Annotated in this window: 15 protein-coding genes; 1 reads left to right on the top strand and 14 read right to left on the bottom strand. The window is 64.9% G+C overall.

What is annotated here, in order from left to right; all coding sequences use genetic code 11:
* Positions 1-106: 106 nt before the first annotated feature.
* The 13 genes from AB4Y36_RS10915 to ndk form a co-directional block, all read right to left on the bottom strand.
* Positions 107-298 carry a DUF2065 domain-containing protein gene (locus tag AB4Y36_RS10915; protein WP_028210024.1) on the bottom strand — a complete coding sequence of 64 codons (192 nt, stop codon included), beginning with the start codon at positions 296-298 and terminating at the stop codon, positions 107-109.
* Positions 299-345: 47 nt separating this feature from the next.
* Positions 346-1,260, bottom strand: a complete 915-nt coding sequence (hflC, locus tag AB4Y36_RS10910; protein ID WP_069265735.1) for a protease modulator HflC — start codon at positions 1,258-1,260, stop codon at positions 346-348.
* 13 nt (positions 1,261-1,273) lie between these two features.
* On the bottom strand, positions 1,274-2,749 hold the full coding sequence (gene hflK / locus AB4Y36_RS10905; RefSeq protein ID WP_368682973.1) for an FtsH protease activity modulator HflK: 1,476 nt from the start codon (positions 2,747-2,749) through the stop codon (positions 1,274-1,276).
* A 98-nt stretch (positions 2,750-2,847) separates the two neighbouring features.
* Entirely contained in the window at positions 2,848-4,032 is a 1,185-nt protein-coding gene (hflX, locus tag AB4Y36_RS10900) for a GTPase HflX (RefSeq protein WP_083245311.1), read from the bottom strand.
* Positions 4,033-4,091: 59 nt separating this feature from the next.
* On the bottom strand, positions 4,092-4,328 hold the full coding sequence (gene hfq, locus AB4Y36_RS10895) for an RNA chaperone Hfq (RefSeq protein ID WP_027793540.1): 237 nt from the start codon (positions 4,326-4,328) through the stop codon (positions 4,092-4,094).
* A 162-nt stretch (positions 4,329-4,490) separates the two neighbouring features.
* Positions 4,491-5,828: a ribosome biogenesis GTPase Der gene (der, locus tag AB4Y36_RS10890; RefSeq protein ID WP_324160615.1), complete on the bottom strand. Its 1,338-nt coding sequence runs from the start codon at positions 5,826-5,828 to the stop codon at positions 4,491-4,493.
* Positions 5,829-6,160: 332 nt separating this feature from the next.
* Positions 6,161-7,306 (bottom strand): outer membrane protein assembly factor BamB, encoded by a 1,146-nt coding sequence (gene bamB, locus AB4Y36_RS10885; RefSeq protein ID WP_069265554.1) that lies wholly within the window; start codon positions 7,304-7,306, stop codon positions 6,161-6,163.
* Positions 7,307-7,393: 87 nt separating this feature from the next.
* A complete protein-coding gene (locus AB4Y36_RS10880; RefSeq protein WP_368682972.1) occupies positions 7,394-8,023 on the bottom strand; it encodes a tetratricopeptide repeat protein in 630 nt (209 codons plus the stop codon).
* A gap of 79 nt (positions 8,024-8,102) precedes the next feature.
* Positions 8,103-9,440: a histidine--tRNA ligase gene (gene hisS / locus AB4Y36_RS10875; RefSeq protein ID WP_368617667.1), complete on the bottom strand. Its 1,338-nt coding sequence runs from the start codon at positions 9,438-9,440 to the stop codon at positions 8,103-8,105.
* 96 nt (positions 9,441-9,536) lie between these two features.
* Positions 9,537-10,844 (bottom strand): flavodoxin-dependent (E)-4-hydroxy-3-methylbut-2-enyl-diphosphate synthase, encoded by a 1,308-nt coding sequence (gene ispG / locus AB4Y36_RS10870; RefSeq protein WP_368683076.1) that lies wholly within the window; start codon positions 10,842-10,844, stop codon positions 9,537-9,539.
* Between the two features lie 124 nt (positions 10,845-10,968).
* Positions 10,969-12,159 (bottom strand): helix-turn-helix domain-containing protein, encoded by a 1,191-nt coding sequence (locus AB4Y36_RS10865; protein WP_368682971.1) that lies wholly within the window; start codon positions 12,157-12,159, stop codon positions 10,969-10,971.
* A gap of 200 nt (positions 12,160-12,359) precedes the next feature.
* Positions 12,360-13,523, bottom strand: coding sequence for a 23S rRNA (adenine(2503)-C(2))-methyltransferase RlmN (rlmN, locus tag AB4Y36_RS10860; protein WP_368682970.1), 1,164 nt, complete (start codon positions 13,521-13,523; stop codon positions 12,360-12,362).
* 147 nt (positions 13,524-13,670) lie between these two features.
* Complete coding sequence (ndk, locus tag AB4Y36_RS10855) at positions 13,671-14,096, bottom strand: nucleoside-diphosphate kinase (protein ID WP_069265550.1); 426 nt, start codon at positions 14,094-14,096, stop codon at positions 13,671-13,673.
* Positions 14,097-14,399: 303 nt separating this feature from the next.
* On the opposite strand from ndk, the gene AB4Y36_RS10850 reads away from it, so the two are divergent.
* A complete protein-coding gene (locus AB4Y36_RS10850; protein WP_042264929.1) occupies positions 14,400-15,098 on the top strand; it encodes a Bax inhibitor-1/YccA family protein in 699 nt (232 codons plus the stop codon).
* A 121-nt stretch (positions 15,099-15,219) separates the two neighbouring features.
* On the opposite strand, the gene AB4Y36_RS10845 is transcribed toward AB4Y36_RS10850, so the two are convergent.
* On the bottom strand, positions 15,220-15,996 hold the full coding sequence (locus tag AB4Y36_RS10845) for an MBL fold metallo-hydrolase (protein ID WP_069265549.1): 777 nt from the start codon (positions 15,994-15,996) through the stop codon (positions 15,220-15,222).
* Positions 15,997-15,999: the final 3 nt, after the last annotated feature.

The raw sequence follows: 15,999 nt of genomic DNA, 5'->3' as shown, positions 1-15,999 counted from the left end.
ACAATGAGGGCCGCGCGCGGCCAAACGCCACGCGGCCCGATATTTCGGAATCCGTCAAAAACGCCAATCGCACACCGCCTCTGAGGGCGACTGCGGCACGAGGCCGTCAGGTCGCCAGCATCAGCAGGACGAGGCCGAGCCCCATCACGATGAGCCCGCCGATCCTGATGTGATGTGGCGGCCGCTCCGCGATTTTACGGAATGTGTCACGCCACGCCGTCGGAAAGACGAACGGGAACATGCCCTCGATAATCAGCATCAGCGCGATCGCGAGCAAGAGGGAGCCAGCTATGTCCATGCGAAGAAATACGCCGCGCAGTGCGCGGCGCGTGTGTCTCGTTTTGTCTAGTGTTTGCGCGGGGTGGCGGAAGCGGGAGCGTTATCCCCGCTATTCGCGCCGCCGTTCGGACCACGCATGAAGCGGAAGAAGTCGCTCGACGAATCGACCACGATGACGTCGCCGGGCCGGAAGCTCTCGCGGTACGCGAGCATGCTCTGATAGAACCGGTAGAAGTCCGGGTCGCGCCCGAACGCCTCCGCGGCAATCGCGGCGGCCCGGCCGTCACCTTCGCCCTTGATCGCTTGCGCCTGAGCGTAGGCATCGGCCAGCACGCCCTGCTGCTTGCGCTGCGCGTCGTCCTTGATCTGCTGCGCTTCGGCCGCGCCCTTCTCGCGAATCTCGGCAGCAGCCTGCTCGCGTGCGGCGCTCATGCGCTTGAAGACCGTCTGCGCCAACTCCGGCGGGTAATCGACGCGCGTGAGTTCGATGGCGATCACGTCGATGCCGAGCGGCGCCGCGGTTTGCCTCAGCGCGTCGCGCGCGCCGCTGGCGATGGCTTCCTGCTGCGCGAGCGCCTCGGTGAGCGTGACTTTCGAAATCGCGTCGCCGAGCGCGTCGCGCGACAGCGAGGCGAGACGATCGGAAAGCGTCTGCGCATCGCCCCTGGTCGCCGCGAAGAGCTTGATTGGATCGGAAATGCGATAACGCACGACCGGGTTCACGAGCAGCTCGGTCTTGTCCGAGGTCGTGTAGCGGTCGGCGTCGGGCGCATCGAACGCCTGAATGCGCGTGTCGATGAACGTGACGGTCTGGAACGGCGGCGGCAGCTTCACATGCAGCCCCGGACCGGCGAGCGTGGCATTGGCCCCGCCCGACGAAGAAATGATGGCGACGTGGCGCGGATCGACCATGAAGACGGCCGACGACGCAACCAGCACGACAACCACGACGGCAACGACGAGCGCAATGATCTTGTTCATATTGGCGCGCCCCTTATTGCACGTCGCTTTCGCGGCCGCGCGAGCGGAACGCATCGCGCGAACGGAAGGCGTCGCTCGCGGCGGCTGCCGCGTCGCTGGCCGTAGTTGCGGGAGCCGCGCCCTGCTGCTGCGCGTCTTGCTGCTGGGCACCCGGTTGAGGCCCTGCCTGTGCACCCTGCTGTGGCTCGCTGCCGGCTGCCGGCGCGGAAGCCGCATTGGCGTCCGAAGCCGCGCCTGCCGTTGCCGCACCGGCGCCCGAGGCCGCAGCCGCACCCGTTGCGCCCGCCGCCACGGCGGCGCGCTGACGCGTCGTATCGACGAGCTTGTCGAGCGGCAGATAAATCACGTTGTTGCCCGACTTGCTGTCGACGAACACCTTCGTCGCATTCGAATAGATGTGTTGCATCGTCTCGAGATACATGCGCTCGCGAATCACAGCCGGCGCCTTCGCATACTGTTCGTAGACCTGCGTGAAGCGTTGCGCGTCGCCCTGCGCCTGCGAAACCACGCGCTCGCTATAAGCCTTCGCGTCGTCGACGAGACGCGCCGCCTCGGTCTGCGCGCGCGGCAGGAGCTGGTCGGCATAGGCCTGCGCGTCGCGCTTCGCGCGGTCGCGGTCCTGGCGCGCCTTGGCTTCGTCGTCGAGCGCGGCCTGCACCTGATCGGGCGCCGAGACGCTCTGGATCGCGACGCCGGTCACGCCGAGGCCCGTCTTGTACTCGTCGAGCGAGTGCTGGATCGTATCGGCAAGCTGGGCGCGAATCGGCTCGCGGTCCGCGTACAGCATGTCGTTCGTGCTGCGCGCGCCAACCACGGTGCGCACCGCCGCCTGGGCGGCCTGCGTCACGGTGAGGTCGGGATCGACGCTGCGGAACAGATAGTCGGTCGGCTGCTTGACCTGGTACTGCACGGTCAGGCGCACGTTGAGAATGTCGCCGTCATGCGTGATGACTGCAGCGTCCTTCACGTTTGCCGGACGCACGAGGTTGCTGCGGCCGATCTCGACGGTGCGGATCTGCCCGACATTGACGATTTCGTGAGTCTGGAACGGATACGGCATACGCCAGTGGACGCCCTGGCCAACCGTGTGGCGATACTGGCCGAACTGCAGCACGACGCCGGCCTGGCCTTCCTGCACGACGAAGACGCCGCTGCCCACGTAGATCGCAATGAGCACGCCGAGAACGATACCCACGCCGATGCGCGCGCCATGACCATTGTCCGGGCGCGGTCCGAAGCCGCCCGAGCCCTTGCCCTTGCGGCCGAAGAAAGCGGACACGCGGCGGTTGAAGTCGCGCCACATTTCGTCGAGATCCGGCGGACCGTCGCCCTTGTCGCCGTTGCCACCCTTGTTGCCGTTATTGCCCGGCGGGCGGCGCCCGTCGTCAGAACGCTGGCCATTGCCGTCGCCTCGACCCCAACGCGGGTCGTTCAACGAGAAAATGGCGCGCGCGCGCTGCCAGCCAGTCCGCTTGTTGTAATCGTTCACCTGTGTTCGTTCACCAGAGTAGACAGCGGGTCAATTGCGTGCGAATTCCGTCGGAGCCGCTGGGCCGGCCTTGCGTGCAAGACAGTGCCGGGCGCGCCTCAGCGCTCGTGTTCAGGTTCCCAGTGAGGTTCTTCCTGTACCGCGCTCCAGTCTGCGGCCAGGGACTGCGGCGCATCGGCAAGCGGCTCGGCAGTCGCGATTTCGGCGATGACGGAGCGCAGCGCATCCAGTCCGACACCTGTGCGGGCGCTCAAAAAGACGCGCGAAATATTACCATATTCATCACGCTCGACCGTTCCGCCGCGGGCCGCCAGTTCCGGCACGGCGTCGATCTTGTTGAAGACCAGCACCTGACGGATCGTGTCCGCGCCGATATCGTGCAGCACGCCGTTCACCTGATCGATCTGATCGAGGCGCACGGCGCTCGACGCGTCCACCACGTGCAGAAGCAGATCGGCCTGCACCGTTTCCTGCAGCGTCGCGCGAAACGCGGCGACGAGCTGGTGAGGCAGTTCGCGGATGAACCCGACCGTATCGGACAGCACGATCTGCCCCACTGCGTCGCCGAGCCAGACGCGCCGCGAAGTCGTGTCGAGCGTCGCAAACAGCTGGTCGGCGGCGTAGGCCTGCGCCTTCGTGAGCGCATTGAAGAGCGTGGACTTGCCCGCGTTCGTATAGCCTACGAGCGACACCGACATCGTGCGGTTGCGCTCGCGCTGACGCCGCTGCGTGCCGTGCTGGCGACGCAGCTTCGCAAGCTTGCCTTGCAGCATCTTGATGCGTTCGCCGATGAGCCGGCGGTCGGTTTCGAGCTGCGTTTCGCCCGGACCGCGCAGGCCGATACCGCCCTTCTGGCGCTCGAGGTGAGTCCAGGCGCGCACGAGGCGCGTGGCGAGGTATTGCAGCTGCGCGAGTTCGACCTGCAGCTTGCCTTCGTGGCTGCGGGCGCGCTGGGCGAAGATATCTAGAATGAGGCTCGTGCGATCGACCACGCGGCGATTGAGCGCGCGCTCCAGATTACGTTGCTGGGCGGGCGACAGCGCGTGATTGAAGATGACGATTTCGATGTCGTTCGCCTCACAGGCGAGACGCAGTTCCTCGGCCTTGCCGCTGCCGATGAACATGGCGGCGTCGGGGCTGGAGCGTCGCCCGGTGAGCGTGACAGCGGGAGTGGCGCCCGCGCTTTTGGCGAGCAGGCTGAGTTCTTCGAGACTGGCTTCGAACTCGGTCTTGCCGAAGTCGATGCCGACGAGTGCGGCGTTGATCAAATTAGAGGATGTCAAAATGAAAGCGGCCGGACCAGAGCAGCCTGCGAGGCGCCCCGGGCCGGCCGCGTCATGGGTCAGGACGCTTCCGTATCCGGGTGGAAGTTCACCGGACGGGCCGGAACCACCGTGGAGATGGCGTGCTTGTAAACCATTTGCGTAACCGTATTACGGAGCAACACGACGTACTGGTCGAACGATTCGATGTTCCCTTGAAGCTTGATGCCGTTGACCAGATAGATCGAAACAGGCACGTGCTCCTTGCGCAGCGCGTTCAGAAACGGGTCTTGTAACAATTGCCCTTTGTTGCTCATAGCAAACTCCGTATTTTTTTGCAGGTTTAACTTATATTGGGATGAAGAAAAAGAAATCCACCACCAATCGCTACACTATAGCCGATTCTCGTTCCCCCGCGCGGTTCCTGGCGGTTCGGCCAGGAGGCCTTTGCGGGGTAGCGAACGCTATTCAGCAACAGCCTAGTTTTTCTCTGTATAGGGATTCGTCGAGGAGCGAAACTCTATGCGCAATGGAGTGCCGGTGAGCGAGAAAGTTTCCCGGAAGCGGTTCTCCAGATAGCGCTTGTAGGTCTCCGTCACGGCGTCGAGTGCGTTGCCGTGAATGACGATGATGGGCGGGTTCTGTCCCCCTTGGTGCGCGTAGCGCAGCTTCGGACGCACCGGGCCGCGGCGGCGCGGCTGCTGGAACTCCACAGCTTCGATGAGTGCGCGCGTGAGCTTCGGCGTCGGCAGTTTCGCCATGGCGGCGGCGTACGCGTCGTCTACCGAGCGCATCAGCGGGCCGATGCCGAACTTTTCAGTCGCCGAGATGAAGCGCATTTCCGCGAAGTCGAGGAACTTCAGCTTGCGCTGAAGGTGGTGCTTGGTGCGCTCGCGCGCGTGGTCGTCCATGCCGTCCCACTTGTTCACGCCCACCACGAGCGCGCGGCCCTGTTCCACCACGAAGCCCGCGATATGCGCGTCCTGGTCGGAGATTTCCTGCTGCGCATCGAGCAGCAGAATCACCACGTTGGCATCGGCGATCGACTGCAGCGTCTTCACCACCGAGAACTTTTCGATCGCTTCGAACACCTTGCCGCGGCGGCGTAGACCCGCCGTGTCGATCAGCGTGTACTTCTTGCCGTTGCGCTCGAAGTCCACATAGATCGAATCGCGCGTCGTGCCCGGCATGTCGAACGCGATTACGCGGTCTTCGCCGATCAGCGTGTTGACGAGCGTCGACTTGCCCACGTTCGGGCGGCCGACAATCGCGATCTTGACGCCGTGCTTCGCGGCGTCCTCTTCGCTCTCCTCGGGCTGGTCGGCGTACGCTTTTTCGAGCGCCTCGTTGATCATTTCCGTCACGCCGTCGCCGTGCGCCGCGGAAATCGCGCGCGGGTCGCCGAGACCGAGTTCGTAGAAGTCGGCGGCCACAGCGCTGTACTTCATGCCTTCGGCCTTGTTGACGACGAGGAAGATCGGCCGGCCGGTCTTGCGCAGGTAGTCGGCGATGTGCTTGTCCTGCGGCGCGAGGCCATTGCGGCCGTCGCAGATGAACACGACGATATCGGCCTCTTCCACGGCCTGGCGCGTCTGGCGCGCCATCTCGTGCAGGATGCCGTCCTTCGCGACAGGCTCGAAGCCGCCGGTATCGACCACGAGATACGGGCGATCGCCCGTGCGCCCTTCACCGTAGTGACGGTCGCGCGTGAGGCCGGGCAGGTCGGCCACCAGCGCATCGCGCGAGCGCGTGAGCCGGTTGAACAGCGTGGATTTCCCCACATTGGGGCGCCCAACGAGGGCGATTACGGGTTTCATCTGATCTTTTCTACAGTAAGGCGCAGCGCCGGAGAGTCCGGCGCGCTGCGCGGCAAGTCCCGCGCCTGCGGGGCTGCATCAGTTGCAAATTATCACGAAATTCACGAGCCGGGCCGCGGCCCAGCGCCGAAAGCGCGGTGCGGCCGGGGCGGGACGCCGCGCGAACGCCGGGTGGCGCAACGGTGAACGGCGGGGTCGTGGACGCCGCTGTCCCAAAATGCGCATGGCCGGCTTGAGCCGGCCAGCGGGCGAGGCATCGGAACCCGGCGGCTCCAGCGCCTCTTGCGTCTGCTCGGTGCGCCGCTCGTGAGGCGCACCGCCGCAGACGACGCTTAATGCGGACGCAGACCGTACAGGTCGCCGTCCTTCGTCTGGACAACCAGCGTATTGCCAGCGAGCACCGGCGCGGCCATGATCGGGCTGCCGTCGGTCTTCACGCGCGAGACGAAGCTGCCGTCGTCGAGCGAGAGGAAATGCACGTAGCCCTGATAGTCGCCGAGCACGACCGCATGGCCCAGCAATGCGGGCACGCTCACATCGCGGCTCTTGAGCTTTTCGTTCGTCCAGGTCGGCTCGCCCGTCGACACGCTGAAGGCCCTCACGACCGACCAGTCGTCGCCGCCCACCACCGTGCTTTCATCCTGAGCGATGCCGGTCGTGCTCGAGAACGGCTTTTGCCACATCGGACGACCCGAATTGGCGTCGAAGCAACCCAGCTGACCCTGGAACGTGACTGCGCAGGTCGTCGCGCCGACCAGCGTGGGCGGACCGCTCACGTCATTGATGCGCTCGACTTCCGTCACGCCCTTCGGATACGAAACCGGCGTTTCCCAGAAAGCGTCGCCGCTTTGCAGGTTGATCGCCGCGAACGAGCCGCCCGGGAAACCGGCCAGCACGGCCTGTTCGCCCGCGAACGTCATGCCCGCCGAAACGCGCAGGTTCAGCGGCACGGCGCGGTTGCGGTAGATCCACTTCTGCTCGCCCGTCTGGCCGTTGAAGGCGACGATCTGGCCGTCGATCGTGCGCACGACCACGAGGCCGTTGCCGACGAGCGGCGGCGAGATGATTTCGCCCGGCGCCTTGGCTTGCCACGAGAGCTTGCCGTTCGCGTCGAGCACGTAGACGTCGCCCTTCAGGCCGCCGACGGCCGTGAGATTGCCGTCGCTGCCCACGCCCGCCGAGAGGTCGTCCTTGAGCTTGGTGCGCCAGACGTCCTTGCCCGATGCGGCGTCGATTTTCGCGACCGAGCCGTTTTCGCCCGCCGCATAGACGGCGTCGCCCACGGCGACCGGCGCGAACAGATAGCGCCCCGCCTTGCCGACACTCGACTTCCACACCTGCTGGACGTCCAGCGCCGGCTTGAATTCGGTCAGCGGCACCGGCACGCGGCGCACGTCTTTCGTCGATGAGCAGGCTGCGAGAGCCAGGACGGTCATCGCCAGAGCGACGGGCACAACGGTTCGTTTCAGCAGATTCATCGGTGAACGACGCATGAATGAAGTTGGTTTGAATGGTTTCGCAACGCTGCGCGCAAGCCCGGCACGCTTCGCAATTTAGCCAGCGACTCAGCCGCCGAGCGCATCCAGCTTGAACTGGATCAGCTGACGCTCGGAAGCGTCGCTCTTCGGCAGGCTGTCGAGGGCCAGCTTGTAGGCCGCGCGCGCGTCGTCACGCTTGCCGGCCGCAGCCAGCAGATCGCCGCGGCCGTCTGCCACGATGCCCTTGAACGGACCCGAATCGGGTTGCGGAATCAGCGCGAGGCCCTGATCGTAGGCCTTTTCGTCGAGCAGGAGCGATGCGAGACGCAGCTTCGCGATCTGGCGGAATTCGTCGTCCTTCGCGTGGTCGGCGGCCCATTGCAGCTGCGCCTTCGCGCCAGCCGTGTCGCCCGCCATATAGAGCGCCTTGGCCACGCCGAGCGCCGTCATCTGCGCGTACGCCGTGCCGCCGAAGCGATCTTCCATGTCCGACGCCACGCGCGTGAGCATGGCCTTGTCGCTGCTGTTCGCGGCCTGCTGCACCTGGTCGTACAGCACGGCGGCCTCGGCCGCCTGGCGGCGCAGCCAGAAGTTCCAGCCGTTCCACGCTGCGAGCGCGAGCAGAACGATCAGCACGACCCACGTAGCGGCGTTACCCCACTGCCCCCACCATGCCTTGAAGCTCTCGATCGATTCCTGTTCGTCGTGGTAACTCATCGCGTAGCGATTCCTCGTTTATTCTGAAGCCTGTTTTCGAATGCGCAGCGACCTGGGCAGCCCCACCGGGGCGGCCCTGTTAATCGTCGCCGTCTTCGGCGGATGCAACCATCGCATTGATCAGATATTCGGTCAAGTCCTCAAGCGCTACCGTTTGTTGCTCGCTGCGGGCCTCCGCGGCCGTGCCGCGCAGCGCCTTCACACCGGCCTCGCCTCTCGCCACTTCGTCCTCGCCGAGTACCACGGCAAAGGCCGCGCCGCTGGCATCCGCGCGCTTCATCTGCGACTTGAAGCTCGCGCTCTGACCGTCGGCGCTGCAATGCAAGATAACGTCGAGGCCCGTATCGCGCAGACGCTCCGCCACGATGAACGCCTTCTCACGCGCGGCTTCGCCCTGGTGGACAACGTAGACATCGCAACCATCTTCTTCCGGCACGAGGTCTTCTTCCTTGAGCAGTTCGAGAATGCGCTCGATGCCCATCGCCCAGCCGCAAGCCGCCGTCGGCTTGCCGCCCAGCTGCTCGATCAGCGGATCGTAACGGCCGCCCGCCGCGACGGTGCCCTGCGCGCCGAGCTTGTCGGTCACCCACTCGAACACGGTCAGATTGTAGTAATCGAGACCACGAACGAGACGCGGGTTGATCTTGAACGGAATGTTGTTCGACTTGAGAATGCGCTGCAGCCCTTCGAAGTGCGCGAGCGAGTCTTCGCCGAGGAAGTCGATCAACTTCGGCGCCTTGTCCGCGATCTCCTGCAGCGCGGGATTCTTCGTGTCGAGCACGCGCAGCGGGTTCGTGTAAAGGCGGCGCTTGCCGTCTTCGTCGAGCAGATCGACGTGCTGTTCGAGATACTTGATGAGCTCGACGCGATGCGCCGCACGCTCTTCGGCCACGCCGAGCGAGTTGATCTCGAGCTTGATGCCGGTGAGGCCGAGATCGTCCCAGAGGCGTTGGCACATCAGGATGATTTCAGCGTCCGCATCGGGTCCCGCGAAACCGAGCGCCTCGACCCCCACCTGATGGAACTGGCGATAGCGGCCGCGCTGCGGACGCTCGTGACGGAACATCGGGCCGATGTACCACAGACGCTTCGGACCGTCGTAGAGCATGTTGTGCTCGATCGACGCGCGCACGGCAGCCGCCGTGCCTTCCGGACGCAGCGTGAGGTTCTCGCCGTTGAGCGCGTCGGTGAAGCTGTACATCTCCTTCTCGACGATGTCGGTCACTTCGCCGATGCCGCGCGTGAAGAGTTGCGTATGCTCGACGATCGGCGTGCGGATATTTTGATAGCCGTACGAACGAAGCAGCGACTTCACCGTGGTTTCGAAGAATTCCCACAGGCCTGCCTCCTGCGGCAGGATGTCGTTCATGCCCTTCACGCCCGTGAGCTTTTCGGGCTTGCGTTTTTGTTCAGTCATTGCGTTGCGAATTGGCTTTATGCGGTTGTGCGTATCGAGCGACGAGCGGGCTACATGCGAGCTACAAGCGAACTACAAGCGGATCGACCGGCTTGCTCAGTTCGTCGCCTCGGCCTTGCCGTACTTGCGCGCGACGTAGTCGCTCACGATCTGCTGGAATTCTTCGGCGATGTGCTCGCCGCGCAGCGTCTTCACCTTCTCGCCGTCGATGAAAACCGGCGCCGCGGGGTTCTCGCCCGAGCCCGGCAGGCTGATGCCGATGTTCGCGTGCTTCGACTCGCCCGGGCCGTTCACGATGCAGCCCATCACGGCGACGTTCATCGTCTCGACGCCAGGATACTCGTCGCGCCACAGCGGCATCTGCGCACGCAGATAGCCCTGGATCTGCGAAGCCAGCTCCTGGAACAGCGTGCTGGTCGTGCGGCCGCAACCGGGGCATGCGATGACCATCGGTGTGAACGAGCGCAGGCCCATGGTCTGCAGGATTTCCTGGCCGACCACGACTTCGCCCGTACGCGCACCGCCCGGTTCCGGCGTGAGCGAGATGCGGATGGTGTCGCCGATGCCCTGCTGGAGCAGTACGGAAAGCGCCGCCGTCGAAGCGACGATGCCCTTCGAGCCCATGCCTGCTTCCGTGAGGCCCAGGTGCAGCGCGAAATCGCAACGCTTCGCGAGTTCCTGGTAGACGGCGATCAGGTCCTGCACGCCGCTCACCTTGCACGACAGGATGATCTTGTCGCGACCGAGGCCGAGTTCGACCGCGCGTTCCGCCGAGCCGATGGCCGACTGGATGAGCGCTTCGTACATCACGCTTTGCGCTTCCCACGGCTCCTTGCGCGCGCCGTTCTCGTCCATCATGCGCGCGAGCAGGTCCTGGTCGAGGCTGCCCCAGTTCACGCCGATACGCACCGGCTTGTCGTACTTGATGGCCGCTTCGATCATCTGCGCGTACTGCGTGTCGCGCTTCGCGCCCTGGCCCACGTTGCCCGGGTTGATGCGGTACTTCGACAGCGACTCTGCGCAGGCGGGATAGTCGCGCAGCAGCAGATGGCCGTTGTAATGGAAGTCGCCGACGAGCGGCACCATCACGCCCATGCGGTCGAGCTGTTCGCGGATATGCGGGACGGCCGCCGCCGCTTCCGGCGTGTTGACCGTGATACGCACGAGCTCCGAACCCGCCTGCGCGAGTTCCTTGATCTGGATCGCGGTGCCGATGGGATCCGCGGTGTCGGTGTTGGTCATCGACTGCACGCGCACCGGCGCGTCGCCGCCGATCGTCACCAGCTGTCCGCCCCAGCGCACATGCACGGCATGCGACTTGCGGCGCGGCGCGTGGCCGCCGAGAACCGGCTCGTTCGAGCAGATCTGACTGTTGCTGGTCGGGGATTGCGTTTCGCTTAGCATCGAAAAACCCATTTACGCCTCACGCGCACTAGCGCCGGCTAGCCGGCGGCGGCACTGCGTGAATTGAAAAAGCGTCGCGGCCGGCAATGAGACTTGCCAGGCCGCGACGCATGCCATGTCCTGATCAGGGCAGCACGAAGCGCGCGACATTGCCACGCGCCGACGCGTATTTCGACGTGTCGACCGGCTGGCCGTCGATGGTCATCGACTCGATGCCGGCCTTGTTGCCCACGGTGACCTTGAGCGGCTCGGTGCCGCTGATCTCACGCGCGTCGCTGCCGTGGATCATGCCCGAGAACACTTCCTTACCATCCTTCTGGCGCACGCTGACCCAGGTGTCCTGCGTCACGCGGATCGCGAACGTCGAGGTGTCAGCGCCGTTGTCGACTGCCGCGCTCTGCGCTGCCGCTGCGGCCGGCGCGCTCGCCGCCTGAGCGCGCGCAGCGCTGGCCGCGTTGGCGACGGCCGCCGCCGGCGCAGCGCTTGCAGCCGCGGGCTTCGCGGCCTGCGGTGCCGGTGGCGTCGCTTGCGGCGCGGGTTGCGCAGCTTGAGGCGCCGGTTGCGCAGCTTGCGGTGCGCTCGCCGCAGCGCCTTGATCGGGCGCCGCGTTGGCGTTGTCGCCTGCATCGTTTGCGTCAGCCGTCTGCGGCGCTGCGGACTGATCCGCGCCCTGCGCGTCCGATGCATCTGCGCTGCCGGTTGCAACGCCCTGCTGGACCGTCGGCGACGATGCGCCCGTCTGCACGCTCGCGCCGTTGGCCATCGCCTTCAGGCGCGCAAACCACGCCGACGATTCGCCGCTGTTCGTGTGCCACATGGAGATGGCAAGCACCGCGATCACGATGATCGCCACGCCCCACAACCACGAGGCGCGGCGGCGCGGAGCCCGTGCGCCGCTGCCGCCGAGCGAAAGCGAAACGCGGCCGCGCGGCAGATCGGAGCCCGCCGAAGCCGGCATCGACAGATCCGGCTGCGCGATGCCGCGCTCGCGGCGCAGCGCCTGCGTGAACGGCGCGGAATCCGTACCGAGCAGCTTCGCGTAGGCGCGCACCACGCCGAGCGCGAACGTCGTGTCCGGCAGATGGCTGATATCGCCCGCTTCGAGTTCGCGCAGCTTCGACACCGACACCTTCAGGCGCGCCGAGACGTCTTCGATCGCCCAACCCTTGGCCTCGCGCAGTTGCGCAAGACGCGCGCCGGCTGCGGCCAGCGTGTCGGGCACTGCCTGCACCGGCGAAGGTGTGGCGCCCGGCGCCGAACGACCTGCGTTGCTGTCAGTTCCGTCTGTCCCGAAAGGGTGCTGCGGCTCGCTCATCCCAAAGTCCTTGCGTCGATTCTTTTCAATACTGCAACCGGTTGGCGCGTCCCGCCCCGCCTCTACCCGATTCGCAGACCGTTTATAACAAAATGCGCGGCCAGTGTGCCGCTTCCGATCGCTTCTGCAACGTTTCTTTTACTACTGCCGACGGCCGCGCGTTTCCCCCGCACGCCGCCGTCGGCCCTCCTGATGCCGGTTCAGTGCTGAACCGGCCGTACTTCGATGACCTTGCCCGCGGCCCGGCCCGTGCGCTCAGCAAGGCGCGTGCGGTCCTTCACCTCGCCGGCGAGTTGCCCGCAGGCCGCGTCGATGTCGTCGCCGCGCGTCTTGCGCACGGTCGTGACGACGCCCGCATCCATCAGAATCTGCGCGAAGCGCTTGATCTGGTCCGATTTCGAGCGCAGCAAGCCCGACTCGGGGAACGGATTGAACGGGATCAGATTGAACTTGCACGGCACGTCACGCGTCACGGCGAGCAACTGGCGTGCGTGCTCTTCCGTGTCGTTGACGCCGTCGAGCATGCAGTACTCGAACGTGATGAAATCGCGCGGCGCGACCTCCAGATAACGCCGGCAGGCCGCCATCAACTCACGAAGCGGGTACTTGCGGTTGAGCGGCACGAGTTCGTCACGCAGCGCGTCGTTCGGTGCATGCAAGGAAACGGCGAGCGCCACGGGCAGTTCGGCCCCGAGACGATCCATCATCGGCACGACGCCCGACGTGGAAAGCGTGACGCGCCGGCGCGACAGGCCGTAGGCGTTGTCGTCGAGCATCAGGCGCATGGCGGGCACGACCGCGTCGTAGTTCAGGAGCGGCTCGCCCATACCCATCATCACGACGTTCGTGATGACGCGCTCGCCCTTGCCGTCACCGCCGGTCGCCCGGCCTCCAGCCTCGCCCAGAAGCGAGGCGCGCAGGGCGAATTCCGCCATGCGCAGCTGGCCGATGATCTCGGCGGTGGTGAGATTGCGTGAAAAACCTTGCTTGCCGGTGGAGCAAAACCGGCAATTGACCGCGCATCCCGCCTGCGAGGACACGCACAGCGTGCCGCGGTTGTCTTCGGGGATGAACACGGTTTCGACCGCGTTGCCGTTGCCGACGTCCACGAGCCACTTGCGCGTGCCGTCGGAGGAAACGTTGTCGCTGATGATGCCGGGCATGCCGATGATGGCGCGCCCTTTGAGCTTCTCGCGCAGCGATTTGGCCAGATCCGTCATGCCGTCGAAGTCGGCGGCGTTGTACTGATGGATCCAGCGCTGAAGCTGTTTGGCGCGAAACGGCTTCTCGCCCAGGCTCTCGCAATAGGCGACGAGCCCTTGGGCGTCGAGATCGAGAAGGTTGACGGTGGAACTGCTCGTCATGTCGAATCCTGCCATTTCAGTGCGAGAGCGCGCTCACCGCCCGCGCTGCCCGGGTGCCTGCGCATTTGCGCGGCATCGGGAACTGGACGGTGAGCGTCATCGCCGTTCGCGACCCTATGCTACTACTGCAGTCAGCTCGCGCCGTGCTTAGCGCGAGTAGACGTTGACTTGCGGGAAGAAGAACGCGATTTCCACGGCTGCCGTTTCAGCGGCGTCCGAGCCGTGCACGGCGTTCGCGTCGATGCTGTCGGCGAAGTCGGCGCGGATCGTGCCCTTCTCAGCCTTCTTCGGATCGGTTGCGCCCATCAGATCGCGGTGCTTCAGGATAGCGTTCTCGCCTTCCAGAACCTGGATCACGACCGGACCCGAGATCATGAAATCGACGAGGTCCTTGAAGAACGGGCGCGCTGCGTGAACAGCATAGAACTTCTCAGCGTCGGCGCGCGAGAGGTGAACCATGCGGGAGGCAATGATCTTCAGGCCAGCGTTTTCGAAGCGGCTGTAGATCTGGCCGATCACGTTCTTCGCCACTGCGTCCGGCTTGATAATCGACAGGGTGCGTTCGATCGCCATAAAAACTCCAGAAAATTAAGAGGTTACAGATTCAAATGAATCCGCAATTGTAGCATGTTCCCATGTATGATTGCGATTGAACCCTCATACCCCGGCAAACCGAGGCAAATGAGCGCAAGCCGGTCACATTCACTGCGCTGCCGTACCATTCAGAAAGGCTTAAGATTGGCGGCATACGCTGTGCAAAGATAACGGAAACTGTGTGGCAACCCGTTGAAACTCTGGGTCGGCGCACTTATCTTATGGGGGAGCGGACCGCGCATCTGCGCGCCCTCACCCACGCGTCTCACGCAAGGAGAAAGCATGAACGAGTATCCCTATAACTTCGGCCGCGGCGGCAGCGTCACCTCGGCGGAGACCCGCAACCGCGTACTGCGCAACACCTACTGGCTGCTCGCGCTGTCGATGGTGCCGACGGTGCTCGGGGCGTGGGTGGGCGTCGCGACCGGCTTCTCGCTTTTTGCGGCTACCAGCCCGGCCATGAGCCTGCTCGCGTTCTTCGCGATCGCCTTCGGCTTCATGTTCGCCATCGAGCGCACCAAGAACAGCTCGGTGGGCGTGTTCGTGCTGCTCGGCTTCACGTTCTTCATGGGCCTGATGCTCTCGCGCCTGCTGTCGTTCGTCCTCGGCTTTTCGAACGGCCCGCAGCTCATCATGCTCGCGTTCGGCGGCACCGGCATCATTTTCACCGCCATGGCCACCATCGCCACGGTGAGCAAGCGCGACTTCTCGGGCCTCGGCAAGTGGCTCTTCATGGGCGTGATCGTGATCCTGCTGGCCGGCGTCGCGAACATGTTCCTGCAACTGCCCGCGCTGATGCTCACGGTTTCGGTGCTCGCCATCGCGATCTTCTCCGCGTATATGTTGTTCGACGTACAGCGCGTCGTGAACGGCGGCGAGACGAACTACATCTCGGCCACGCTCGCGATCTATCTGGACCTCTACAACGTGTTCACGAACCTGCTCGCCATTCTCGGTATCTTCGGCGGCAACCGTAACTAAAGCGCAACTAGCTCCGACGCGGCCGGATCGAAAGATTCCGGCCGCAGAAAGCAAAAGCCCATGAGTTTCGTCATGGGCTTTTTTTCGTCTATGCGTTTTGGCTGCCTCTCGGGTGCGGGATTCAGAGCGCGATCCAGTCGAAACCCTCGGCTTGCGAAGCGACCCCGATTTGAGTCGCGGCATTTCCCAGAACCGCGGCCATCGCCGCACGCGCAAGCTCCGGTGTGTTGTTCTGCTGGCTCAGGTGCGCAGCGATCAAATGGCGCAGCTTCGCGCGGTCGAGCCCCGCGAGGATGCCGCCAGCCGCCTCGTTGTTCAGGTGACCATGCGACCCACCGATACGCGCCTTGAGCGAAGCCGGATAGCGGCTCGTCGCGAGCATTTCGAGGTCGTGGTTGCATTCGAGCACCAGTGCGTCACAACCGCTCAGCACATTGCCGATATGCGAGGTCGACTCGCCGACGTCGGTCAGCACGCCAAGCCGGCTCGCGCCGTCGCTGAACACGAACTGGAGCGGCTCGCGCGCGTCGTGCGGCACCGTGTAGGGCAACACGCCGAGTTCGCCGATCTCGACCGTCTCGTCGCCCCACAACACGTTGAGTTCGATGCCTGCGGCGTCGTCGGCGCCCACGGCCTGCGCCGTGCCCCAACTCATGTAGAGCGGAATCGACCAGCGGCGCGCCAGCGTGAGCGCGCTGCCGATGTGATCGCTGTGTTCGTGGGTGATGAGAATCGCGGTAAGCGAGTCGGCGGCGAGGCCCGCGCGGGCGAGGCGCCGCTCGACTTCTTTCGCTGAGAATCCGCAGTCGAGCAGCACGCGCGTGGGCGTCGTGCCGCTGCCTGCTTCTACGACCAGTGCGTTGCCCTCGCTGCCGCTGCCGAGGCTCGCAAATCGCATCTC

It is taken from the genome of Paraburkholderia sp. BR10936 (assembly GCF_040965735.1).
Taxonomy (GTDB): Bacteria; Pseudomonadota; Gammaproteobacteria; order Burkholderiales; family Burkholderiaceae; genus Paraburkholderia; species Paraburkholderia nodosa_A.
This window is presented reverse-complemented; position numbering and strand designations above follow the sequence as displayed.